This window comes from Bradyrhizobium ferriligni (assembly GCF_056837965.1).
In genome coordinates, this window is the sequence record NZ_JBXEJO010000060.1 from 36692 (window position 1) to 59136 (window position 22445).

At 64.5% G+C, this 22445-nt stretch carries 19 protein-coding genes and 1 pseudogene; 14 read left to right on the plus strand and 6 right to left on the minus strand.

The features are described from left to right. Positions 1 to 210: 210 nt before the first annotated feature. Both AC1VNY_RS30310 and AC1VNY_RS30315 read right to left on the minus strand, forming a co-directional pair. Positions 211 to 2139, minus strand: a complete 1929-nt coding sequence (locus AC1VNY_RS30310; protein WP_026193038.1) for a long-chain fatty acid--CoA ligase — start codon at positions 2137 to 2139, stop codon at positions 211 to 213. Next, positions 2136 to 2957, minus strand: coding sequence for an ABC transporter ATP-binding protein (locus AC1VNY_RS30315; RefSeq protein ID WP_016847995.1), 822 nt, complete (start codon positions 2955 to 2957; stop codon positions 2136 to 2138). Before AC1VNY_RS30315 ends, AC1VNY_RS30310 begins: the two co-directional genes overlap by 4 nt. 411 nt (positions 2958 to 3368) lie before the next feature. Here AC1VNY_RS30315 and AC1VNY_RS30320 point away from each other — a divergent pair, with 411 nt between their 5' ends. The 4 genes from AC1VNY_RS30320 to AC1VNY_RS30335 all read left to right on the plus strand — a co-directional run bounded on the left by AC1VNY_RS30320 (position 3369) and on the right by AC1VNY_RS30335 (position 7289). After that, positions 3369 to 4043, plus strand: coding sequence for a Crp/Fnr family transcriptional regulator (locus AC1VNY_RS30320; protein ID WP_018272661.1), 675 nt, complete (start codon positions 3369 to 3371; stop codon positions 4041 to 4043). Positions 4044 to 4186: 143 nt separating this feature from the next. Next, positions 4187 to 5272 carry a GDP-mannose 4,6-dehydratase gene (gmd, locus tag AC1VNY_RS30325; RefSeq protein ID WP_018272660.1) on the plus strand — a complete coding sequence of 362 codons (1086 nt, stop codon included), beginning with the start codon at positions 4187 to 4189 and terminating at the stop codon, positions 5270 to 5272. Further along, positions 5253 to 6197, plus strand: a complete 945-nt coding sequence (fcl, locus tag AC1VNY_RS30330; RefSeq protein ID WP_026193037.1) for a GDP-L-fucose synthase — start codon at positions 5253 to 5255, stop codon at positions 6195 to 6197. The genes gmd and fcl overlap by 20 nt, the downstream gene beginning before the upstream one ends. Before the next feature lie 117 nt (positions 6198 to 6314). Continuing rightward, positions 6315 to 7289 carry a Bug family tripartite tricarboxylate transporter substrate binding protein gene (locus AC1VNY_RS30335; RefSeq protein ID WP_482407919.1) on the plus strand — a complete coding sequence of 325 codons (975 nt, stop codon included), beginning with the start codon at positions 6315 to 6317 and terminating at the stop codon, positions 7287 to 7289. A 97-nt stretch (positions 7290 to 7386) separates the two neighbouring features. Here the strand turns inward: AC1VNY_RS30335 and AC1VNY_RS30340 are convergent, their stop codons facing one another. Then, a complete protein-coding gene (locus tag AC1VNY_RS30340) occupies positions 7387 to 8232 on the minus strand; it encodes a uroporphyrinogen-III synthase (protein ID WP_018272657.1) in 846 nt (281 codons plus the stop codon). A gap of 135 nt (positions 8233 to 8367) precedes the next feature. Between AC1VNY_RS30340 and purU the strand changes: the two genes are divergently transcribed. After that, positions 8368 to 9231, plus strand: coding sequence for a formyltetrahydrofolate deformylase (gene purU / locus AC1VNY_RS30345; RefSeq protein WP_018272656.1), 864 nt, complete (start codon positions 8368 to 8370; stop codon positions 9229 to 9231). A 56-nt stretch (positions 9232 to 9287) separates the two neighbouring features. Here purU and AC1VNY_RS30350 read toward each other — a convergent pair whose 3' ends face one another. Beyond that, positions 9288 to 9566, minus strand: a complete 279-nt coding sequence (locus tag AC1VNY_RS30350; RefSeq protein WP_026193036.1) for a hypothetical protein — start codon at positions 9564 to 9566, stop codon at positions 9288 to 9290. Between the two features lie 378 nt (positions 9567 to 9944). Here AC1VNY_RS30350 and AC1VNY_RS30355 point away from each other — a divergent pair, with 378 nt between their 5' ends. The 6 genes from AC1VNY_RS30355 to AC1VNY_RS30380 all read left to right on the plus strand — a co-directional run bounded on the left by AC1VNY_RS30355 (position 9945) and on the right by AC1VNY_RS30380 (position 15864). Then, the gene (locus tag AC1VNY_RS30355) at positions 9945 to 11126 is read left to right on the plus strand and encodes an ABC transporter substrate-binding protein (RefSeq protein ID WP_018272654.1); all 1182 of its coding nucleotides are present in this window, start codon (positions 9945 to 9947) and stop codon (positions 11124 to 11126) included. Between the two features lie 209 nt (positions 11127 to 11335). Beyond that, positions 11336 to 12205 (plus strand): branched-chain amino acid ABC transporter permease, encoded by an 870-nt coding sequence (locus AC1VNY_RS30360; RefSeq protein ID WP_018272653.1) that lies wholly within the window; start codon positions 11336 to 11338, stop codon positions 12203 to 12205. Between the two features lie 7 nt (positions 12206 to 12212). Next, positions 12213 to 13244, plus strand: a complete 1032-nt coding sequence (locus tag AC1VNY_RS30365) for a branched-chain amino acid ABC transporter permease (protein ID WP_026193035.1) — start codon at positions 12213 to 12215, stop codon at positions 13242 to 13244. Next, on the plus strand, positions 13241 to 13993 hold the full coding sequence (locus tag AC1VNY_RS30370; RefSeq protein ID WP_482407920.1) for an ABC transporter ATP-binding protein: 753 nt from the start codon (positions 13241 to 13243) through the stop codon (positions 13991 to 13993). Before AC1VNY_RS30365 ends, AC1VNY_RS30370 begins: the two co-directional genes overlap by 4 nt. Then, on the plus strand, positions 13986 to 14702 hold the full coding sequence (locus tag AC1VNY_RS30375; RefSeq protein ID WP_018272650.1) for an ABC transporter ATP-binding protein: 717 nt from the start codon (positions 13986 to 13988) through the stop codon (positions 14700 to 14702). Before AC1VNY_RS30370 ends, AC1VNY_RS30375 begins: the two co-directional genes overlap by 8 nt. Positions 14703 to 14745: 43 nt before the next feature. Continuing rightward, the gene (locus AC1VNY_RS30380) at positions 14746 to 15864 is read left to right on the plus strand and encodes a cobalamin-independent methionine synthase II family protein (protein ID WP_018272649.1); all 1119 of its coding nucleotides are present in this window, start codon (positions 14746 to 14748) and stop codon (positions 15862 to 15864) included. A gap of 126 nt (positions 15865 to 15990) precedes the next feature. Here the strand turns inward: AC1VNY_RS30380 and AC1VNY_RS30385 are convergent, their stop codons facing one another. After that, a complete protein-coding gene (locus AC1VNY_RS30385; RefSeq protein WP_482407921.1) occupies positions 15991 to 17718 on the minus strand; it encodes a caspase family protein in 1728 nt (575 codons plus the stop codon). Positions 17719 to 17915: 197 nt separating this feature from the next. Here AC1VNY_RS30385 and AC1VNY_RS30390 point away from each other — a divergent pair, with 197 nt between their 5' ends. The 3 genes from AC1VNY_RS30390 to ahcY all read left to right on the plus strand — a co-directional run bounded on the left by AC1VNY_RS30390 (position 17916) and on the right by ahcY (position 22082). After that, positions 17916 to 19271 carry a hypothetical protein gene (locus tag AC1VNY_RS30390; protein ID WP_016843649.1) on the plus strand — a complete coding sequence of 452 codons (1356 nt, stop codon included), beginning with the start codon at positions 17916 to 17918 and terminating at the stop codon, positions 19269 to 19271. 60 nt (positions 19272 to 19331) lie between these two features. Next, positions 19332 to 20528 carry a methionine adenosyltransferase gene (gene metK, locus AC1VNY_RS30395; protein ID WP_018272647.1) on the plus strand — a complete coding sequence of 399 codons (1197 nt, stop codon included), beginning with the start codon at positions 19332 to 19334 and terminating at the stop codon, positions 20526 to 20528. A 126-nt stretch (positions 20529 to 20654) separates the two neighbouring features. After that, positions 20655 to 22082: an adenosylhomocysteinase gene (ahcY, locus tag AC1VNY_RS30400; RefSeq protein WP_018272646.1), complete on the plus strand. Its 1428-nt coding sequence runs from the start codon at positions 20655 to 20657 to the stop codon at positions 22080 to 22082. Positions 22083 to 22239: 157 nt separating this feature from the next. Here the strand turns inward: ahcY and AC1VNY_RS30405 are convergent. Beyond that, positions 22240 to 22445 (minus strand): annotated as a pseudogene (locus tag AC1VNY_RS30405) (IS110 family transposase); the annotation flags it as partial.

Here is a 22445-nt window from a genome sequence, read left to right on the forward strand (position 1 = left end):
GGTCGCTCCGAACTGCGGCGCCAGCACCCTCTCCCCTTGTGGGAGAGGGTGGCTTCGCAAAGCTAAGCCGGGTGAGGGGTTGTCTCCGCATCGGGATCGTGGAGAGGGTACCCCTCACCCAAGCGAGTTCGTGTCGACTGGCGGTGTAGCCCTCTCCCACAAGGGGAGAGGACACATTCATGAGCACCGCGCCCTGGTCGCGCAACACAGTCATTCCGCGGCCTCCGCGAGCACGGCGCGGCCGAGGTCGACGACCTCGAGCGTGGTGCGGACGCGCTGGGTCGAGCCGTCCTGGAAGCGGATCACGGTGTCGACGGGGATGCTGGCCTTGCCGCGGTAGATCGCATCGATGATGTCGGCGTATTTCTCGTTGATGACGCCGCGGCGGACTTTTCGGGTCCGGGTCAGCTCGCCGTCATCGGCATCGAGCTCCTTGTAGAGCAGCAGGAAGCGCGAGATGCGCTGCGCAGGCGGGAGGGTGGCGTTGACCGTCTCGACCTCTTTCTTGAGCAGCGCATAGACCTCGGGCCGCGAGGACAGGTCGGTGTAGGTCGTGAACGAGATCCGGTTCTTCTCCGCCCATTTCGAGATGATCGAGTAGCGGATGCAGATCATCGCGGCGAGCGCGTCGCGGCCGGCGCCGAGCACGACCGCTTCGGCGACATAGGGCGAGAACTTCAGCTTGTTCTCGATATATTGCGGCGAGAAGCGCTCGCCGCGCGAGGTCTCGGCGAGATCCTTGATGCGGTCGATCACGACAAGCTGCCGGCTATCGTTGTAGTAGCCGGCATCGCCTGAATGCATCCAGCCGTCCTTGATGTCGGCGACCGAGGCTTCGGGGTTCTTGTAATAGCCGTGGAACATGTTGGGATGCCGCACCACGATCTCGCCGACGCCGTTGACGTCGGCATTGTCGATGCGGATCTCGATGTCGTCGGCCATCGGCACGCCGGTGGTGTCGGGATCGACCTTGCCTTCGGGATGCAGCGTATAGGCGCCGAGCAGCTCGGTCTGGCCGTACAGCGTGCGCAGCGGCACGCCCATCACCTGGAAGAACTTGAAGGTATCCGGCCCGAGCGCCGCGCCGCCGGTCGCCGCCGAGCGCAGCCGCGTGAAGCCGAGCCGGTCGCGCAGCGCGCGGAACAGCAGCTGGTCGGCGAAAACAGAGCGCTTGCCCTCGGCAAGCGCCGCCAGCCCGGTCTTCATGCCGAGGTCGTAGAGCCGTTGCTTGAACGGCGAGGCGTCCATCACCCCGGCGCGGACGTCGGCCGCGATCGATTCCCAGACCCGCGGCGCGAACAGCACGAAGGTCGGCGCGATCTCGCGGAAGTCGTGCATCATGGTGTCGGGCTCTTCGACGAAGTTGACCTTCATCCGGGAGAGCAGCCCTTTGCCCAGCGCGTAGATCTGTTCCATGATCCAGGGCAGCGGCAGCACCGAAACATATTCGTCGTCCGGACCCTTCGGATCGAAGGCGAGATAGGTCGCGCAGTGCCGCAGCACGCGCCCGGCCGACAGCATCGCGAGCTTCGGATTGGCTGTCGTGCCCGAGGTGGTGCAGAGGATCGCGACGTCCTCGCCATCAGTGGCGTCGACCAGCCGTTCGTAGAGCCCAGGCTCGCGCGCGGCGCGATCGCGGCCCAGCGCAACGAGCTTGCTCGCCTCCATCAATCGCGGATCGTCGTATTTGCGCATGCCGCGCGGGTCGGAATAGACGATGTGCTTGAGGTGGGGCACGCGATCGGCCAGGCCGAGCAGCTTGTCGACCTGTTCCTCGTCCTCGGCGAAGACCAGCTTGGCCTCGCCATAGGTCAGGAGATAGGCAGCTTCCTCGTCCAACACGTCCCGGTAGAGGCCGAGGCTCATCGCGCCAATCGCGTGGGCCGCGATTTCGGCGGCGACCCAGTCCGGCCGGTTGTCGCCGATGATGCCGATTACGTCGCCGCCGCCAAGCCCGAGCTCGACCATGCCGAGCGCGAAATCATGGGTGCGGGTCTGGTAGTCGTTCCAGGTGAATTCGCGCCACAGCCCGAAATCCTTCTCGCGCAGCGCGATCTCTTGGCCGTGTTCCTTCGCGTTCAGGCGCAGCATCTTGGGAAAGGTGTCGGCCTGCGCGGCGCGACCGGCATAGTCCATCATGCCGCACTCTCCCGCACCGCCGGCTTGTCGTCGGGGTCGACCAGCACTTCGTCTTCCTCGCCGAGATAGGCGCGCTTGACATGGGGATCGGCGAGCACGGTGGCCGGATCGCCCTCGGCGATCTTGCGGCCGAAATCGAGCACCATGACGCGGTGGGAGATGTCCATCACGACGCCCATGTCGTGCTCGATCATCATCACCGTCATGCCGAACTCTTCGTTGAGATCAACGATGTAGCGCGCCATGTCTTCCTTCTCTTCGAAGTTCATGCCGGCCATCGGCTCGTCGAGCAGGATCAGTTGCGGCTCGAGCGCCATCGCGCGGGCGAGCTCGACGCGCTTGCGCAAGCCGTAGGGCAGGGTGCCGGCGGTCGCCTTGCGCACCGATTGCAGATCGAGGAAGTCGATGATCTCCTCGACCTTGCGGCGGTGCTCCAGCTCCTCGCGGCGCGCGCCGGTCAGCCAGTACAGCGATCCCGTGATGAAGTTGTTCTTCAGGAGGTGATGGCGGCCGACCATGATGTTGTCGAGCACGCTCATGTGGTGGAACAGCGCGAGATTCTGGAAGGTCCGGCCGATGCCGAGCCGGGGCCGCGCGTTCGGGTTGAGGCCGGTAATGTCCTGGCCGCGATAGAACAGCTGGCCTTCGGTCGGCCTGTAGCGGCCGGAGATACAGTTGACGATCGAGGTTTTGCCGGCGCCGTTCGGGCCGATGATGGAGAACAGCTCGCCCTCGTTGACGCCGAAGCTCACTTCGGTCAGCGCGCGGACGCCGCCAAAGCGCAATGAGACTCCGCGCACCTCGAGACTATTAGCCACCCTGTTCCCTCCAGATACGGGCGCTTAGGCGCGCTCTTTATCTTCGCTTCGATCTTGCTTCGATCTTACACTTCGATCTTACATGGGCCGCCGAAGGGAGACCATCCGACTAATGATGCCGGCGTTCGGGAGATCGCTCGCCCCGATCGCCTGCGTCATGCGCGGTAACGCCGCACCCTGCCTGCAAGCCCGTCTCTCGCGTCGTCCGCCTTCACCGATCCATCGAGGAGCTGCGCGACGTTACGCGAGGTGGCTCTGAATACGAGAAAGCGATAGGTTGAATTGTCATGTGCCCGACATTTGGTCAGGAATTTTCGCTGGCATTCCAGGCCCCGGGTCCCTGGCTTCGCGCACGGCGTTGCTGCGGTGCAATATCGTTGCAGTATCTTGGGGTGGGATGCCGTCGCTAGAATGATTGCTGCTGATTACCTGAGGCGCATCGCGGCCTGGTCGCGCGAACTGAGCGAGCAAGAAATCGAAATCGCGCGCGCCGGCATTTCCGAGAAATCCTACCGCGCCAACGAATTCATCTTCATGCGCGGCGACAACTTCCAGTACTGGACCGGCATTGTCACCGGGCTGGCGCGCATGGGCATCGTCTCGCGCGGCGGCAAGGCGGCGAGTTTCGCGGGCCTCACCGCAGGCGCGTGGTTCGGCGAGGGGACCGTGCTCAAGAATGAGCCCCGGCGCTACGATGTGGTCGCGCTGCGCGACACGCGACTGGCGATGATGGATCGCCGGACCTTCGTCTGGCTGTTCGAGAACAGCGTCGGCTTCAACCGATTCCTGGTCGGCTCGCTCAATGAGCGGCTCGGCCAGTTCATCGCGCTGCTCGAATATGGCCGCACGCTGGACGCCACGGCGCGGCTGGCGCGCTCGATCGCCTCGCTGTTCAATCCGATTCTCTATCCCGACCTGACGCTGCACCTTGAGATCACGCAGGAGGAGATCGGGGCGCTATCGGGAATCTCCCGGCAGAACGCCAACCAGTGCCTGAAGCGGCTCGAGCGGGAAGGGCTGTTGCGGCTCGAATATGGTGGTGTGACCATCACCAACCTCGACAAGTTGCGCCATTACGGGGAGTGACCGGCTCCAGGCCGTATTTGACCACTTTCGCACACTCTAAAGGCCTGATTTTCAAACGATTATGCCATTAGACTTGGAAGAGGCTGTCTGCTACAGACCGGCCTCGTTGGGGACCGCGTGGTTCCGCGCCCTCTGGAGATGACATGACGGCTCAAGATTCAAAACGGCGCATTGCGCTGATCACCGGTGTCACCGGGCAGGACGGCGCGTATCTCGCCGAATATCTGCTCAGCCTCGGTTATATCGTCCACGGTATCAAGCGCCGGTCGTCTTCGCTCAACACCGCGCGCGTCGACCATCTCTACCAGGATCCGCACGTTGGCAACGTGCCGTTCCTGATGCACTACGGCGACATGACGGATTCGACCAATCTGATCCGCCTGGTGCAGCAGATCCGGCCAACCGAGATTTATAACCTCGCCGCCCAGAGCCACGTCCAAGTCAGTTTCGAGAGCCCGGAATACACCGCCAACGCCGACGCTATCGGCGTGCTGCGCCTCTTGGAGGCGATCCGCATCCTCGGCATGGAAAAGGAGACGCGGTTCTACCAGGCCTCGACCTCGGAGCTTTACGGGCTCGTGCAGGAGGTGCCGCAGAAAGAGACCACCCCATTCTATCCGCGCTCGCCCTATGGCGTCGCCAAGCTCTACGGCTATTGGATCACGGTGAACTACCGTGAGGCCTATGGCATGTTCGCCAGCAACGGTATCCTGTTCAACCATGAGAGCCCGATCCGCGGCGAGACCTTCGTGACGCGCAAGATCACCCGCGCCGTCGCCCGCATCGAGGCTGGCCTCGAGAACAAGCTCTATCTCGGCAACCTCGACGCCAAGCGCGACTGGGGCCACGCCCGCGACTATGTCGAGGGCATGCACAGGATCCTGCAGGTCGACGAGCCCGGCGACTTTGTGCTCGCGACCGGCGAGACGCGGTCGGTCCGCGAATTCGTCGAGCTGGCGTTTGCCGAGGTCGGCCGCAGCATCGAATGGCGCGGCAAGGGCGTCGAGGAGGTCGGTGTCGACACGGCGTCCGGCAACACTCTGGTGCAGATCGATCCGACCTATTTCCGCCCCACCGAGGTCGATCTTCTGATCGGCGACGCAAGCAAGGCGCGCGCCAAGCTCGGCTGGACGCCGAAGACGCCGTTCGCGCAGCTGGTGAAGGAAATGGTCGCCAGCGATCTCGTCGAGGCTAGGCAGGACGCGACCAATGGCAAGCATGGCGTTTGAGTTGAAGGGCAAGACGGTCTTCGTTGCCGGCCATCGCGGCATGGTCGGCTCGGCGCTGATGCGCCGGCTGGCGCGCGAGGAGGCCGATCTCCTGACGGTGTCGCGCAGCGAGGTCGATCTGCGCGACCAAACCGCGGTCAACGCCTGGTTTGCCGCGAAGCGGCCGCAGGCTGTATTTCTCGCTGCCGCCAAGGTCGGCGGCATCGTCGCCAACAACACGCTGCGTGCGGAATTCCTCTACGACAATCTGGCGATCTCGAGCAACGTGATCCAGGCGGCCCACGCCAATGGCTGCGAGAAGCTGATGTTCTTCGGCTCCTCCTGCATCTATCCGCGCCTGGCGCCGCAGCCGCTGCGCGAGGATTCGATGCTGACCGGCCCGCTGGAGCCGACCAACGAGCCCTATGCCATCGCCAAGATCGCCGGCATCAAGATGGCGGAGGCCTATCGCAGCCAGTACGGCGCCGATTTCATCAGCGTGATGCCGACCAATCTCTACGGCCCCGGCGATAATTATCACCCCGAATACAGTCACGTCGTCGCCGCGCTGATCCGCCGCTTCCACGAGGCCAAGGTTTCGGGCGCCGGCAACGTCGCGGTGTGGGGCACCGGCACGCCGCGCCGCGAATTCCTCTATGTCGACGATCTCGCCGACGCCTGCGTTCATCTGATGAAGACCTATTCCTCGCCCGAACTGGTCAATATCGGCACCGGCGAGGACATCACCATTGCCGAGTTCGCGCGCGTCGTCGCGGCCGCCGTCGGCTATCGCGGCGGGATCAGCTTCGACACGTCGCGCCCGGACGGCACGCCGCGCAAGCTGCTCGACGTCGGCCGGCTGGCCAGGCTCGGCTGGCGCGCCACCACCTCGCTCGAGGATGGCATCGCCCTCGCGTACCAGGCCTATCTGCGCGAGACGAAGTGACGCGGTGAACCTCCCGCCCTCCGACTGAGAATATCTGTCGGCTTGGCGACGCTGCGCGGCTAGGATGCGCGTGCCCAAGCGTGCCGCAAGAGCCGCCAGTGCGTCGGAGGAGACATCATGAAGGTTCTACGCCGCCAGTTCCTGCAACTTGCAGCCGCTACGGCTGCGCTTCCGCTCACATTTGGAAAAGCGATTGCCGAGGCCTATCCGGCGCGGCCGGTTCGCCTCGTGATCGGCTATACTCCCGGCGGTTCGGCGGACCTGACGGCGCGCCTGATGGGACAGTGGCTGTCGGAAAAGCTCGGGCAATCCTTCATTGTCGAGAACCGGCCGGGCGGCGGGACCAACATCGCCACCGAGCAGGCGCTGCGCGCGGCGCCTGACGGCTACACGCTGCTGGTCGCGCCAGCCAATGCGATCAATGCGACGCTCTACCAAAAGCTGCCCTTCGATTTCATGCGCGAGATGGAGCCGATCGCGGGCATCATTCGCTTTCCCAACGTTGTGGTGGTGCACCCCTCGCTGCCGATCAAGTCGATTCCCGAATTGATCGCCTATGCAAAGGCCAATCCCGGCAAGCTCAACATGGCGTCCTCAGGCAACGGTTCGACGATCCACATGTCGGGCGAACTGTTCAAGATGCTGACCGGCATCAACATGCAGCACGTGCCCTACCGGGGCGGCGCGCCGGCGCTCACCGATATGCTATCCGGCGTGATGCAGGTGATGTTCGACAATCTTCCGACCTGTGCCGAGCACGTCAAATCCGGCAAGCTGCGCGGACTTGCGGTCACCAGCACGACCCGTTCGGACGTGCTTCCGGACCTGCCGCCGGTCGCCGACTTTCTGCCGGGTTACGAAGCCAGCGCCTGGTACGGCCTCGCGGCGCCGAAGAACACACCGCCTGAAATCGTCGACAGGCTCAACAAGGCCGTCAATGAAATCCTCGCCGATCCCAAGGCCAAGGCGCGGTTTACCGAGATCGGCGCGATCATGCTGCCGGGCTCGGCTGCCGACTTCGGCAAACTAGTGGCCGACGAGACCGAGAAGTGGGGCAAGGTGGTCAAGTTCGCCGGTGCCAAGGTGGACTAAAGCGCGATGAGATTCGGTCGAATCGTCATCGCACTTTAACTTGTTGTTTAAGCATGGTCTTCCCGGAAAACCGCTTCCCACTTCTCCGGATCATGCTTTAGCTTCGCGCCGTCGCGCGCGGTGGATTTTTTGAAAGCGCCGCCGCCATCGCCGATATCAGCGGCCGCATGAAGAAGGCGTCTTCGGCCGGGTAGATGTCGGTGCGCAGGCCGTGGGATTTGAGCTCGTCCGATACCGCCGGTCCGACGGAAGCGATCGGCGTACGCTCGAACCCCTGGCGTAACCTGTCCTCGCAACCGCGCGCCCGTGCCACCTCGATGAGCCGACGGACCTGGCCGAGATTGGTCAGCGCGATCGCGTCGATGCGGCCCTGCGCCATCTCCTCGATCGCGGTGACGATGTTGGCGTCGGCGGCCTGCGCATCATAGACATAGGGCAGCACCGTATCGACCTCGGCGCCCTGTGCCTTGATCGCGCCGATCAGGGTGGCGTGATCCTTGTCCGGATAGAGCTGCAGGCCGAGCCGATGGCCGGCGAGGTCGAGCTTCGACAGCATCTCCGCGACGCCTTCCGACGTCGGCTTCTCGGTCGTCATTTGCGGCTCCAGGCCGATCTCGCGCAGCGCCCGGCCGGGCTTGGGGCCGCGGGCGAATTTGCGCGCCTTGGCGAGGCCATCGACGAACTCCCGCTCGACGCCGATCCGGCGCACGACCTTCATCAGCCGGCGCAGGCCTTCGCCGGTCATCAGCACGAGATCGTCGAGCGGCCGTTCGATAGCGCGGCGAATCCAGGCCTCGATCGGCGCCGCATCAGGCGCATCGTGGATGGTGAACATTGGGCATTGCAGCACGTCGGCCCCCTGCTCGGCGAGCAGGCGGGAAAACTGCGCCTCCTCGCGCGTCTCGAGGATCAGGATGCGGTAGCCGTTCAGCCGTTCAGCCATGATGGTCCCTAACAAACATTGTCGTCATTTGTTCGATTTGACCCCCGCGCCGGGATTGGCGCAAGGCCGCCTGCGGTGTAGACGAGGGCCGAAAATGACCGTTCCACCAATCTGCTCAAGCTTTGGTCAATTGGCATGCCCGACCATCAATTCGTTTTGACCCTGTCCTGTCCGGATCGTCCGGGGATCGTCTCGGCGGTCTCGACGTTTCTTGCCCATAACGGCCAGAACATCCTGGACGCCCAGCAGTTCGATGACGTCGAAACCGGCAAGTTCTTCATGCGCGTGGTGTTCACCGCGGCCGACCTAGCGGTCGAGCTCGCGGCGCTGCAGACCGGCTTTGCCGCGATCGCCGAACGGTTCGGCATGGAATGGCAGATGCGCGATCGCGCCAGCCGCCGCCGGGTGATGCTATTGGTGTCGAAGTCCGATCACTGCCTGGTCGACATCCTCTACCGCTGGCGCACCGGCGAGCTCGAAATGATCCCGACCGCTGTTGTCTCCAACCATCCGCGCGAGACCTACGGCTCGCTCGATTTCGGCGATATCCCGTTCCATCATCTGCCGGTGACGAAAGAGACCAAGCGGCAGCAGGAAGACGCGGTATGGAAACTGGCCCAGGACACCAAGACCGATCTCGTGGTGCTGGCCCGCTACATGCAGATCCTGTCGGACGAGATGTCGGCACGGCTGTCGGGCCGCTGCATCAACATCCATCATTCCTTCCTGCCGGGCTTCAAGGGCGCCAGGCCCTACCATCAGGCGCATGAGCGCGGCGTCAAGCTGATCGGCGCCACGGCGCATTACGTCACCAGCGATCTCGACGAGGGGCCGATCATCGACCAGGACGTCGAGCGTATCAGCCATCGCGACACGCCTGAGGATCTCGTGCGCAAGGGGCGCGACATCGAGCGCCGGGTGCTGGCGCGCGCGATCCGCTACCATCTCGCCGATCGCGTCATCCTCAACGGACGCAAGACCGTGGTGTTCGTGGACTGATCCGCACTTCGCTCGCCCGCACAAGGCGATGCGGGCTCTGCCGGCCGACCGTGCGCTCAGCGGGCCGCGTCCTGCGGTGCCGTTGCCGGCTTCGCCTCGTCGCCGCGCTGGGCCGCAGGCATCAGCCGCTTGCGTTCCCGATCCTGCATGAACTTGTCGTATTCCGGGGTGCCCGGCCGCGGCGGTGCATCCGACGGCAGGCCGCCGGCCCAGGCTGGAATGGTGTCGGCCATGCCGGCCGAGAGCTTCTGGTTCATGGAGCTGCATCCCCCGAGCGCGCCGGCCGCGAGCGCGAGGGCAGTCAGGACAGCGATGGGACGCGAGACGATTGGCATGGGAGGCAGGATACGGCCCTGGTCTTTATGGATGATGATCTCGGGCGCGACCGTTCGGCTGCAATTGTGCTTGTTTGTTGACATTGTCGCTGCGTTTGTACGATCGTACAAATGAATCGAGCCGGCGGCGGCGCTGAATGCGCAAGACCGCTTCTCGCGGAGGCATTGAGTCTTGGGGAGCGATATTGGTATCCTGATACTTGTCTCTGCAGCCAAGCCCGATCGCGTCGCGCGCGGCACACGTCCATCGTCCGATTGACAGGGGGCACGGGGAGACGCCTTGTCGCGTTGCGGCTTGGCCGTGCATGCTTGAGTTAAAACAAGGCAAGAGCCGGGACCAAGGCTCGATGCAGAAGAACGGAAGGGGGAGGGACGTCGATGTTCAATCGTCGCAAAATGTTGCTGTGGGGCGCCGCTTCGGCCGTGCTTCCCGGGTTGTGTGCCAGCGTGCCGGCGTGGGCGGACGACGCCGTCAAGATCGGCCTGATCCTGCCGATGACCGGCGGTCAGGCGTCGACCGGCAAGCAGATCGATAACGCCATCAAGCTCTACATGCAGCAGAAGGGCGACACCGTCGCCGGCAAGAAGATCGAGATCATCCTGAAGGACGATGCCGCGGTGCCCGACAACACCAAGCGGCTCGCGCAGGAACTGATCGTCAACGACAAGGTCAATTTCATCGCCGGCTTCGGCGTGACGCCCGCGGCGCTTGCCGCTGCGCCGCTGGCGACGCAAGCCAAGATCCCGGAAGTCGTGATGGCGGCCGGCACCTCGATCATCACCGAGCGTTCGCCCTATATCGTGCGTACCAGCTTCACGCTGGCGCAGTCCTCCACCATCATCGGCGACTGGGCGGTGAAGAACGGCATCAAGAAGGTCGCGACGCTGACCTCCGATTATGCGCCGGGCAACGATGCGCTGACGTTCTTCAAGCAGCACTTCACCGCCGGCGGTGGCGAGATCGTGGAAGAGGTCAAGGTCCCGCTCGCCAATCCGGACTTCGCGCCGTTCCTGCAGCGCATGAAGGATTCCAAGCCCGACGCGATGTTCGTATTCGTGCCGGCCGGGCAGGGCGGCAACTTCATGAAGCAATATGCCGAGCGCGGGCTCGACAAGAGCGGCATCAGGGTGATCGGACCCGGCGACGTCATGGACGACGATCTCCTCAACAATATGGGCGATGCCGCGCTTGGCGCGGTGACGGCGCATCTCTATTCGGCCGCCCATCCGTCCGCGATGAACAAGGAGTTCGTCGCCGCCTACAAGAAGGCGTTCGGCAACCGCCCCGGCTTCATGGCGGTCAGCGGCTATGACGGCATCCATCTGATCTACGACGCGCTGAAGAAGACCAATGGTGCGACCGACGGCGACAAGCTGATCGAGGCGATGAAGGGCATGAAGTGGGAGAGCCCGCGCGGCCCGATCTCGATCGATCCGGAAACCCGCGACATCGTGCAGAACATCTATATCCGCAAGGTCGAGAAGGTCGACGGTGAGCTCTACAATGTCGAGTTCGCGACCTTCGAAGCCGTCAAGGATTCCGGCAAGACCAAGAGATAGCATCGTCATCGGCGGCGTGCGCTCCGGCCCTCACCACGTCATGCCCGGCCAAAAGCGCGAAGCGCGTCTTCTTGCAGGTGTGCTGGGCATCCACGTCTTTCTTCCCGGCGAGCAGAAAGACGTGGATGGCCGGGACAGGCCCGGCCATGACGATGACCTTGACCTTCGAGCTGTTGTTCTTGTTGCGTCCTCACGGCTAAGCTGACTCCATGGCCTCTATCCTCACCAATTTCTTCGACGGCGTCGCCTACGGCATGCTGCTGTTCGTGCTCGCCTGCGGGCTTGCGGTGACGCTCGGGCTGATGAATTTCGTCAACCTCGCGCATGGCGCCTTCGCGATGGCCGGCGGCTATATCTGCGCCGTGCTGGTAAATAATTCCGGCTGGCCGTTCTTCGCAGGCCTGCCGCTCGCCTTTGTCGGCAGCGCCGTGATCGGCATTGCGCTGGAGCGCACGCTGTACCGCCATCTCTACAGCCGCAGCCATCTCGATCAGGTGCTGTTCTCGATCGGTCTGGTGTTCATGTCGGTCGCGGCGGTCGACTACATCATGGGATCGTCGCGGGTCTTCATCAAGCTGCCGGTGGCGCTGGAAGGCCAGATCGACCTGTTCGGCGTCGGCATCGGTCGTTACCGGCTGATGATCGTCGTGATCTGCGGCCTGCTCACGCTGGCGCTGCAACTGATCCTCGCCAAGACCCGGTTCGGCAGCCGGCTGCGCGCCGCAGTCGACGATCCGCGCGCCGCGATCGGGCTCGGCATCAACGTGCCGCAGGTGTTCGCCTTCACCTTTGCGTTCGGCTGCGGCCTCGCCGGCCTCGGCGGCGCGCTGAGCGCGGAGATCCTCGGGCTCGATCCGTATTTCCCGCTGAAATTCATGATCTACTTCCTGATCGTCGTCACCGTCGGCGGCTCCTCGTCGATCACCGGACCGTTCCTGGCGTCGCTGCTGCTAGGCATCGCCGACGTCGCGGGCAAGTATTACGTGCCGAAGCTCGGACCGTTCGTGATCTACACGGTGATGATCGTGATCCTGCTCTGGCGTCCGAACGGCCTGTTCGGCCGCACCGCGGCGCGGTGAGGCGGGCATGACCGCGCTATCAGACGTTTCCACTCACGCGATGGCCAGCGCGCGCTGGCGGATCAACGAGGTCGCGTTCTGGGCGCTGGCGCTCGCCTGCGCCTTCCTGTTCCCGTCGCGCTATTTGATCATGACCGACATCGTACGGCTCGGTTTGTTCGCGCTGTCGCTCGACCTGATCCTCGGCTACGCCGGCATCGTGTCGCTCGGCCACGCGGCGTTCTTCGGCGTCGGCGCCTATTCGGCCGGCTTGCTGGCGCTGCACGGCATCATCAACGAGCCCGTGCTCGCGCTGGTCGCCGCCGGTCTGGTTGCGGCGTTGCTCGGCTTCCTGACCAGTTTTCTCGTCATCCGCGGCGTCGACCTGACACGGCTGATGGTGACGCTCGGCATCGCGCTGCTGCTGGAAGCGCTCGCCGAGCGCTTCTCCAACATCACCGGCGGCACCGACGGGCTGCAGGGCATCGAGATGCAGCCGATCCTCGGTCTGTTCACCTTCGACATGTTCGGCAAGACCGGGTTCTTCTACTCGCTGATCGTGCTGTTCATCCTGTTCCTGCTCGCGCGACGCGTGGTGCATTCGCCGTTCGGCCTGTCGTTGCGCGCGATCAGGAACAATCCGCTGCGCGCGGCCGCGATCGGCGTGCCGGTCAACCGCCGCCTGATCGCGGTCTATACGCTCGCCGCCTTCTATGCCGGGATCGCCGGCGCGTTGTTCACCCAGACCACGGCACTCGCCTCGCTCGACGTGTTTTCCTTCGAGCGCTCGGCCGACCTGATGCTGGTGCTGGTGATCGGCGGCACCGGCTATCTCTATGGCGGCCTGGTCGGCGCCGTCGTGTTCAAGATGCTGCAGGAGCTGTTTCAGAGCATCACCCCGCAATACTGGCTGTTCTGGATCGGCCTCGTGCTGGTCGTGATCGTGATGGTCGGCCGCGCGCGGATCCATCGCTGGGTGCTGTTCGTGCCGAACCTGATCATCCGCCAGTTCGCCGGCCGCAAGGCTGCCGTTGCGATGCCGGAGAGCGACGCGTCATGACGATCGCGCTGGAAACACGAGGCCTCGAAAAATCCTTCGGCGCCCTTCGCGTCACCCGCGATCTCTCGCTGAAGGTGATGCAGGGCGCCCGCCACGCGCTGATCGGGCCGAACGGCGCGGGCAAGACCACCGTGATCAATCAGCTGACCGGCGTGCTGACGCCGAATAGCGGGCGCATCCTGCTCGAGGGCAGCGACATCACCGGCCTGTCCGTGCACAAGCGGGTGCTGCGCGGCTTGTCGCGCACCTTCCAGATCAATCAGCTCTATCCCGACCTGACCCCGCTCGAAACCATCGGGCTTGCGGTCTCCGAACGGATGGGCCGCGGCGGCGACTGGTGGCGACGGATGGGGACCCGGAGCGACGTCAATGCCGAGATCGCCGAGATCCTGTCGCGCTTCCATCTGCTCGACGTGATGACGGAGTTCACCTCGACCTTGCCCTATGGCAAGCAGCGCCTGCTCGAGATCGCGGTCGCGATCGCCGCGAAGCCGCGGGTGCTGCTGCTCGACGAGCCCGCGGCCGGCGTGCCCGAGAGCGAGCGTCACGACATCCTCGCGGCGGTCGCAGCATTGTCGCGCGACGTCACCGTGCTCCTGATCGAGCACGACATGGACCTGGTGTTCTCCTTCGCCGACCGCATCTCGGTGCTGGTCAGTGGCGGCCTGCTCACCGAAGGCGCACCCGACGAGGTCGCGCGCGATCCGCAGGTGAGGGCGGTCTATCTCGGCGAGGCGGCCGATGCCTGACCTTCTTTCCATCCAGGGTCTGCGTGCCGGATACGGCGAGGCGGTGGTGCTGCCCGATATGTCGCTGGCGCTTGCGGAGGGTCAGGTGCTCGCGCTGCTCGGCCGCAACGGCACCGGCAAGACCACGCTGATCAATTCGATTGTCGGCATCGTCAGGCGCTTCGCCGGCAGCCTAGCGCTCGCAGGGCACGACATCACGGCGATGCGGCCCGACCAGCGCGCCCGCGCCGGGATCGGCTGGGTGCCGCAGGAGCGCAACATTTTCCGCTCGCTGACGGTGGAAGAGAACATGACCGCGGTGGCGCAGCCCGGGCCGTGGACGGTCGAGCGGGTATACGAGATGTTTCCGCGGCTGCAGGAACGGCGCCGCAATTTCGGCAACCAGCTGTCCGGCGGCGAGCAGCAGATGCTGGCGATCGGCCGCGCGCTGACGCTGAATCCGAAAGTGCTGCTGCTCGACGAGCCGACCGAAGGCCTCGCGCCGATCATCGTTGAGGAATTGTTAAAAGCGATCGGAACCATCACGCGCTCAGGCGGCATCTGCTCGATCATCGTCGAGCAGAACGCGCAAAAGATTCTGGGGCTCGCCGACCGCGTTGTGATATTGGAACGCGGCACGATCGTGCACGATGCCGCAAGCAGCGCGCTGAAGGCCGATCCCTCCGTCCTCGAGCGCCACCTCGGCGTCTCCGGGGCCAAGGCACATTAGAAGGCACACTAGAAGGCACATTGGAAACGTCCGGGAGTTGACCATGCAGCGAACCAAGCCTCCGTTCCGCGCCGACGAGGTCGGCAGCCTGTTGCGGCCGCCGAAGATCAAGGAGGCGCGCGCCAGATTGGAGAAGGGCGAGATCTCGGTCGACGAACTGCGCAAGGTCGAGGACATGGAAATCGAGAAGGTCGTGCACAAGCAGGCCTCGGTCGGCCTGAAGCTTGCGACCGACGGCGAGTTCCGCCGCTCCTGGTGGCATTTCGATTTCCTCAGCTATCTGACCGGCTGTGAGCTGTTCCATCCCGATATGGGCATCCAGTTCGCGGGCGTGCAGACCCGGCACGATGCCATCAGGGTGATCGGCAAGCTGGATTTCTCCGATCATCACCCGATGCTCGATCACTTTCGGTTCCTGAAGAAGTGCGCCAACCAGGCGCATGTCACGCCGAAGATGACGATCCCCTCGCCGGCAGTGCTGCATTTCCGCGGCGGCCGCAAGCTGATCTCGAAGGAGGTCTATCCGGACCTCGAGGAATTCTATCAGGACCTCGGCAAGACCTACCGCAAGGCGGTGAAGGCGTTCTACGACGCCGGTTGCCGCTATTTGCAATTCGACGACACGGTGTGGGCCTACCTGTGCTCGCAGGAGGAATTGCAGAAGTCGCGCGACCGCGGCGACAATCCGGACGGTTTGCAGGAGATCTACGCTCGCGTCATCAACTACGCGATCGCCGACCGTCCGTCCGACATGGTGATCACGACCCATGTCTGCCGCGGCAATTTCCGTTCGACCTGGATCTCCTCCGGCGGCTACGAGCCGGTCGCCGAGACCCTGCTCGCCGGCACCAATTACGACGGCTACTTCCTCGAATATGATTCCGACCGCGCCGGCGGCTTCGAGCCGCTGCGCTTCCTGCCCAAGGGCAACAAGGTCGTGGTGGTCGGCGTCATCACCTCGAAGTTCGGCGAGCTCGAGAAGAAGGACGACATCAAGCGGCGGCTGGAGGAGGCATCGAAATTTGCCCCGATCGAGCAGCTCGCGGTGTCGCCGCAATGCGGCTTTGCCTCGACCGAGGAAGGCAACATTCTCTCCGAGGAAGAGCAGTGGGCCAAGCTGCGGCTCGCGGTCGAGGTCGCGAACGAGGTGTGGGGGAAGTGACGCGCTGATGTCGTTCCGTGGCGATGCGAAGCATCGAACCCGGAATATCGAGATCCCCCGGGGCGCAATTGCGCCCCTGAGGTTCGCGCTGCGCGCGCCCCGGGATGACGGTGCTCAAGCGCACCATCACTGCTCCGCCAGATAGACCTCGCCGAGCAGCGACGAGTTCGACCACGGCACCTGCTTGCCCTTGGTCGCGGCGACGACCTCGGCGCGGACCCGCGTCAGCATCTGCTGCACCTCGAGGCCGGGCGTGCCGACATGGCGCGACAGCGCCGCCGAGAACGGGCTGTTGGCGCCTTCGCCGTCGAGCGCGACCTGGCCCGGCGCGGTCGCAAGCGCGATCAGCGTGCCGGCGCCGAGCGTCGAGCCCGATCCGAGCGAGGCGGGCGCGGCAAGGCCGGAGCCCGCTTCGATGCCGCGGCTTGGACCCGCGGAGGCCTGCTGCGGCGCCATCGGATTGTTACGGCAGGCATCGAGGATCAGGATGTTGGTGCGGATCTGGTCGTCGAGCCCGGCCATGATGGTGTCCATGTCGAGCATCGCGTCGGTGGCGCGGCTGCCCGGCTTGAACTCGATGTCGACCGGCACGAGGTAGTTGCGGCCGTCGACCTGCACGCCGTGACCGGCATAGTAGACCACGGCGATCTGCGACCGCGCCGCCTCGCGCAGGAAATCGTTGATCGTCTTCTGCATCGTGCCGCGATCGAGATCGAGCCCCTCGGAGACGGTGAAGCCGATATCGCGCAGGCTCCTGGCGATGGCGCGCGCATCGTTGGGCGGATTGGGCAGCGCCTTGACATGCGCATAGGCGCCGTTGCCGATCACCAGCGCGACGCGCCGGCCGGTTGCTGCCGCCCGGACCGGCGCGGCGGGCGGGGCCGGTGCCGTGACAGAAGCGGCCGGTGGCGCGGCCGGGCTGCTCTCGGCGGCCGGCGCCGCCGCGGTCTTGCGCGGTGCCGCGTCGGCCTCCTTGAGCAGCGCGAGCCGAACTTTCGCGGTGGCCTGGTTGGCCTTGCTGCCGGCATCGGACGCCACGCCTTCGAGCACCGAGGCGTAATCTTCCTTGGCAAGCGCAGCATCACCCTTCGCTTCATAGCTGAGGCCGCGCTGGGTATAGGCCGAGATCAGCACGCTGCCGGGCGGCGTCATGATGTTGACGGGCGCTTTGGCCTTGGCGAGCCGGATTGCCTCCGACGTGTCCGCAATCGCGCGCTCGATCTCGCCCTTGGCGCGCCAGATCACGGCGCGGCTGATCAGCGGCTGCGGCAGCGACGGGTCGATCCTGACCGCCTCATTGATGTCGGCGAGCGCGCCGTCGAGATCGCCGAGCGCCCGCTTCGAGGCGCCGCGGTTCTGATAGGAGAAGGCTGACTTCGGACCGGCCTTGATCGCGGCGTCATAGTCGGCGATCGCCTTGGCATAGTCGCCCTTGCTGCGATAGACGTTGCCGCGGTTGTGGAAGATGATGCCGCTCGGCGGCCCCATGCGCAGCGCATCGTTGAAGTCGGCGATCGCGATGTCGTACTCGCCCTTGTCGAAATAGGCCGAGCCCCGGAGATTGTAGACAGCGGTGCTGGGCTTGAGGCGCAGCGCCTCGGTGGCGTCGGATATCACCTGGGCGTAGTTGCCCTTCTTGTTCCAACCGACCGCGCGCCAGAAATAGATGGTCGCGAGCCTCTCGCCGGAAAACACCTTCAGCGCGATGATCTTGGTGCAGGCGTCGATCATCTGGTCGGCCGGCGTGGTCTCGGTCGTGCAGAGCGGGCCGAGCTGGGAGCGCGCCTGGGCGAAACAGGGCGCCGACCAGAGCAGAGCGGCCAGGAGGGCGGGGATCAGGAGCAGGCGGCGCATCGGTCATCCGGGGGTAAAGCCGTCATGGCGATCGACGACGGCAGGGTGGTCCAAGAGACGGTCCAGGGGGCGGTCCTGACTGTTTGGTGATCGGGCAGCAGAGGGGGGTTCAACTGGTGGGAAAATGGTGATAAGACGCTGTCAGTCATCAATTCTGCCCACTTCCGTCCCACTCGCCGCTGCCCACCCCAGGCGCCATGAAGAACGACGAAATCCTCAGCCAGATCACGGATTTCTGCCGCCGCTCCGACATGGCGGAGACGACGTTCGGCCGCCGTGCCGTCAACGACGGCAAGCTGGTGTACCGGCTGCGCGAGGGCAAGCGCATCACCATCGATACGCTCGACCGCATCAACGCCTTCATCGCGACCTCGACGCCGGGCGGCGTGGCGCCGCCGCGCGGCCTCGTGGTGCCGCCGGAAAAGCGCGATCCGCGGGGCAATTTCCGGTTCTTCGAGAACCGCCAGCGTTATTTGCTGTTCGTCCACACCTGTAGCGAGAAGCGGGTCATCGCCGACCGGGTCGCGCTGGAACTGGCGGCCATCCACCCGCGGCCGCCGGCGCTGCGGGTGTTCGATGCCGGAATGGGCGACGGCACGGTGCTGGCGCGGGTCCTGCGCGCCATGCATGGCCGCTTCCCACATATGCCGTTCTATGTCGCCGGCAAGGAACTGAGCCTCGAGGACGTCCGCCTCACCCTCGATAAGGTCCCCGACCGCCTGTTCGAGCATCCGGCCAGCGTCTTCGTGTTCACCAACATGTATTACGCCGAGGCGCCCTGGCTGACGCCCAAGAACTCCGCGGCGGCCGCCAGCATGATCTGGCACGAGGTAGCCCTGCGGGGCGCTTCCTCGGGCGAATTCGAGGCGCAGATCGCCGAACTCGGTCCATTCCTGGAGCAGAACTGGCGCGCCAATCTCAGCCCCGGCAATGCGATGCCGATCTATGAGCGGCCGGTGGCGCTGGTCCTGTACCGGGACGATCACCGGTTCCTGCTCGATTCCATCATTCCGCGGGCCGGCCGCACCGAAGCCAATTTCGATCTTGTGATCGCCTCGCAACCCTACCGTGCCAAATCCTCGGTGAACTTCCGCGCCAAGCGGATCATCGCGCCGCTGGCCCGCGCGCTGCGCGGCGGCGGGCGGCTGATAGGAATCCACTCCCACGGCGGCGATCCCGGACTTGAAATGATTCAAGCCGTCTGGCCCGGAGAAAATCCTTTCGCCGTCAGTCGCCATGAGATACTGCGCGCGGTGAAATACGAACTGGGATCCGCCGGACGCGAGCTGAACTTCAACGCCTACGCCGATAACCGTTCGATCTTCCGATATGATATGGAAGCGCTGCCCAATGAGGTGACCGGCTCGATCGGAACCTCGACGGCCTTTGCTGCGTGGAATGCGGCGGTGTATGTCGCGCAGATCGAAGATGAGCGGTTGACCGAAACGACCGAAAACGGACGAGCTCTCGAGGCCACACGCGAAGTTCTCCGCAAACACAACGGGCTGTGGTTCTACGACGAATCCTACGTCATCTCGCGGCGACGAGACTGACATGCCGGGGACATATTCACCAACCAACGTCGGACTTCGACTTAACAAGGGGTTTGCTTGATGCGCGCGTCTTACCTGTTCACCAGCGAGTCGGTCTCGGAAGGCCATCCGGACAAGGTCTGTGATCGTATCTCGGATGAGATCGTCGATCTGTTCTATCGCGAGGGACCGAAAGCGGGCATCGACCCGTGGCAGATCCGCGCGGCGTGCGAGACGCTCGCGACCACCAACAAGGTGGTGATCGCCGGCGAAACGCGCGGCCCGAGCTCGGTCACCAATGACCACATCGAGAGCGTGGTTCGCTCTGCAATCAAGGATATCGGCTACGAGCAGGACGGCTTCCACTGGAAGAACTGCGACATCGAGATCCTGCTGCATCCGCAGTCGGCCGACATCGCGCAGGGCGTCGACGCGCTGCAGCCGGGCGAGGTCAGGGAAGAGGGTGCCGGCGACCAGGGCATCATGTTCGGTTACGCCACCAACGAGACGCCGGACCTGATGCCGGCGCCGATCTTCTACGCCCACAAGATCCTGCGGCTGATCTCCGAAGCGCGCCACTCCGGCCGTGAGAAGGTGCTGGGTCCGGACTCCAAGAGCCAGGTCACGGTGCAGTACGAGAACGGCAAGCCGGTCGGCGTCCGCGAGATCGTGGTCTCGCATCAGCATCTGGTCGAGGACCTCTCGTCCAAGCAGATCCGCGACATCGTCGAGCCCTATGTCCGCGAGGCGCTGCCGAAGGAGTGGATCAGCGACAAGACGATCTGGCACATCAATCCGACCGGCAAGTTCTTCATCGGCGGTCCCGACGGTGACTCCGGCCTGACCGGCCGCAAGATCATCGTCGACACCTATGGCGGCGCGGCTCCGCATGGCGGCGGTGCGTTCTCCGGCAAGGATCCGACCAAGGTCGACCGCTCGGCCGCCTATGCCGCGCGCTATGTCGCCAAGAACATCGTCGCGGCCGGTCTCGCCGACCGCTGCACGCTGCAGCTCGCCTATGCGATCGGCGTGGCGCGTCCGCTGTCGATCTACATCGACACCCACGGCACCGGTAAGGTCTCGGAGGATCAGCTCGAGAAGGCGGCGGCCAAGGCGATGGATCTGACGCCGCGCGGCATCCGCAGCCATCTCGACCTCAACCGCCCGATCTACGCGCGCACCTCGGCCTACGGTCATTTCGGCCGCACGCCCGACAATGAGGGCGGCTTCTCCTGGGAGAAGACCGATCTCGTCGAGCAGCTGAAGCGCGCGCTCTGATACTTGCGTCATTCCGGGGCGCTCGCGAGAGCGAGCGAACCCGGAATCCCTAATCATCACCTCGAGATCCCGGGTTCGCCTCTTCGAGGCGACCCGGAACGACCCGTTCAACAACAGGACGCTCAAATGAACGCCCCCACGAAGCCCGGCTTCACCGACTACATCGTCAAGGACATTGCGCTCGCCGATTTCGGCCGCAAGGAGATCTCGCTGGCCGAGACCGAGATGCCCGGCCTGATGGCTACCCGCGAGGAGTATGGCCCCAAGCAGCCGCTGAAGGGCGCGCGCATCGCGGGCTCGCTGCACATGACGATCCAGACCGCGGTGCTGATCGAGACGCTGGCCGCGCTCGGCGCCGACATCCGCTGGGTCTCCTGCAACATCTATTCGACCCAGGATCACGCCGCGGCCGCGATCGCCGCCGCCGGCATTCCGGTGTTCGCCGTCAAGGGCGAGACGCTGACCGAGTACTGGGACTACACCGCAAAGCTGTTCGACTGGCACGGCGGCGGCACGCCGAACATGATCCTTGATGACGGCGGCGACGCCACCATGCTGGTGCATGCCGGCTACCGCGCCGAGCAGGGCGACACCGCCTTCCTCGACAAGCCGGGCTCCGAGGAAGAGGAGATCTTCTACGCGCTGGTCAAGCGCCTCCTGAAGGAGAAGCCGAAGGGCTGGTTCGCCGAGATCGCCAAGAACATCAAGGGCGTCTCGGAAGAGACCACCACGGGCGTGCATCGCCTCTACGAGATGGCCAACAAGGGCACGCTCCTGTTCCCGGCGATCAACGTCAACGACAGCGTCACCAAGTCGAAGTTCGACAACCTCTATGGCTGCCGCGAGTCGCTGGTCGACGGCATCCGCCGCGGCACCGACGTGATGCTGTCGGGCAAGGTCGCGATGGTCGCCGGCTTCGGCGACGTCGGCAAGGGCTCGGCCGCCTCGCTGCGCCAGGCCGGCTGCCGCGTCATGGTCTCCGAGGTCGATCCGATCTGCGCGCTGCAGGCGGCGATGGAAGGCTATGAGGTCGTGACCATGGAAGACGCGGCGCCGCGCGCCGACATCTTCGTCACCGCCACCGGCAACAAGGACATCATCACCATCGAGCACATGCGCGCGATGAAGGATCGCGCCATCGTCTGCAACATCGGTCATTTCGACAACGAGATTCAGATCGCCTCGTTGCGCAATCTGAAGTGGACCAACATCAAGCCGCAGGTCGACGAGATCGAATTCCCCGACAAGCACCGCATCATCATGCTGTCGGAAGGCCGCCTGGTGAACCTCGGCAATGCGATGGGCCATCCGTCCTTCGTGATGTCGGCCTCCTTCACCAACCAGACGCTGGCGCAGATCGAGCTGTTCGCCAACAACAAGGACAGCAAGTACGCCAAGAAGGTCTACGTGCTGCCGAAGACGCTGGACGAGAAGGTCGCCCGCCTGCACCTCGCCAAGATCGGCGTCAAGCTGACCGAGCTGCGCAAGGACCAGGCCGACTATATCGGCGTCAAGCAGGAAGGACCGTACAAGTCGGATCACTACCGCTACTGATCCGCGGTCATCGCGAGCGATGAAGTTAAGAGCCCCGGCATGTCCGGGGCTTTTTGCTGGGCTGACTTGCAGGCGCCTCTCCATTCGTCAGGGCGACACCGATTGTGTGGCGCGGCCTGCGTCTACAAGCCGTCGTCCCGGCGCAGGCCGGCAACTGTTATGTTGGTTTGGTCTGCAGGTACGGCTTTCGGTCTCGCATCATGGCATTGAGGACCGTGAGCAGCTTCCTGGCGACGGCGATGAGGGCGAGTTTGGCTGGTTTTCCGGCCTGTCGCAGTCGTGCATAGAAGGCCTTGAACGGATCAGCTCTGCGAACTGCGTTGAGGGCCGCCATATAAAGGGCGTCACGAACGCGCTTTCGGC

Excerpts from the sequence above, each read along its gene's own strand:
- AC1VNY_RS30310 (WP_026193038.1), bottom strand. The coding sequence starts at position 2,139 with ATGATGGACTATGCCGGTCGCGCCGCGCAGGCCGACACCTTTCCCAAG.
- AC1VNY_RS30320 (WP_018272661.1), top strand. The coding sequence starts at position 3,369 with ATGATTGCTGCTGATTACCTGAGGCGCATCGCGGCCTGGTCGCGCGAA.
- gmd (WP_018272660.1), top strand. The coding sequence starts at position 4,187 with ATGACGGCTCAAGATTCAAAACGGCGCATTGCGCTGATCACCGGTGTC.
- fcl (WP_026193037.1), top strand. The coding sequence starts at position 5,253 with ATGGCAAGCATGGCGTTTGAGTTGAAGGGCAAGACGGTCTTCGTTGCC.
- AC1VNY_RS30335 (WP_482407919.1), top strand. The coding sequence starts at position 6,315 with ATGAAGGTTCTACGCCGCCAGTTCCTGCAACTTGCAGCCGCTACGGCT.
- AC1VNY_RS30340 (WP_018272657.1), bottom strand. The coding sequence starts at position 8,232 with ATGGCTGAACGGCTGAACGGCTACCGCATCCTGATCCTCGAGACGCGC.
- purU (WP_018272656.1), top strand. The coding sequence starts at position 8,368 with ATGCCCGACCATCAATTCGTTTTGACCCTGTCCTGTCCGGATCGTCCG.
- AC1VNY_RS30350 (WP_026193036.1), bottom strand. The coding sequence starts at position 9,566 with ATGCCAATCGTCTCGCGTCCCATCGCTGTCCTGACTGCCCTCGCGCTC.
- AC1VNY_RS30355 (WP_018272654.1), top strand. The coding sequence starts at position 9,945 with ATGTTCAATCGTCGCAAAATGTTGCTGTGGGGCGCCGCTTCGGCCGTG.
- AC1VNY_RS30360 (WP_018272653.1), top strand. The coding sequence starts at position 11,336 with ATGGCCTCTATCCTCACCAATTTCTTCGACGGCGTCGCCTACGGCATG.
- AC1VNY_RS30365 (WP_026193035.1), top strand. The coding sequence starts at position 12,213 with ATGACCGCGCTATCAGACGTTTCCACTCACGCGATGGCCAGCGCGCGC.
- AC1VNY_RS30370 (WP_482407920.1), top strand. The coding sequence starts at position 13,241 with ATGACGATCGCGCTGGAAACACGAGGCCTCGAAAAATCCTTCGGCGCC.
- AC1VNY_RS30375 (WP_018272650.1), top strand. The coding sequence starts at position 13,986 with ATGCCTGACCTTCTTTCCATCCAGGGTCTGCGTGCCGGATACGGCGAG.
- AC1VNY_RS30380 (WP_018272649.1), top strand. The coding sequence starts at position 14,746 with ATGCAGCGAACCAAGCCTCCGTTCCGCGCCGACGAGGTCGGCAGCCTG.
- AC1VNY_RS30385 (WP_482407921.1), bottom strand. The coding sequence starts at position 17,718 with ATGCGCCGCCTGCTCCTGATCCCCGCCCTCCTGGCCGCTCTGCTCTGG.
- AC1VNY_RS30390 (WP_016843649.1), top strand. The coding sequence starts at position 17,916 with ATGAAGAACGACGAAATCCTCAGCCAGATCACGGATTTCTGCCGCCGC.
- metK (WP_018272647.1), top strand. The coding sequence starts at position 19,332 with ATGCGCGCGTCTTACCTGTTCACCAGCGAGTCGGTCTCGGAAGGCCAT.
- ahcY (WP_018272646.1), top strand. The coding sequence starts at position 20,655 with ATGAACGCCCCCACGAAGCCCGGCTTCACCGACTACATCGTCAAGGAC.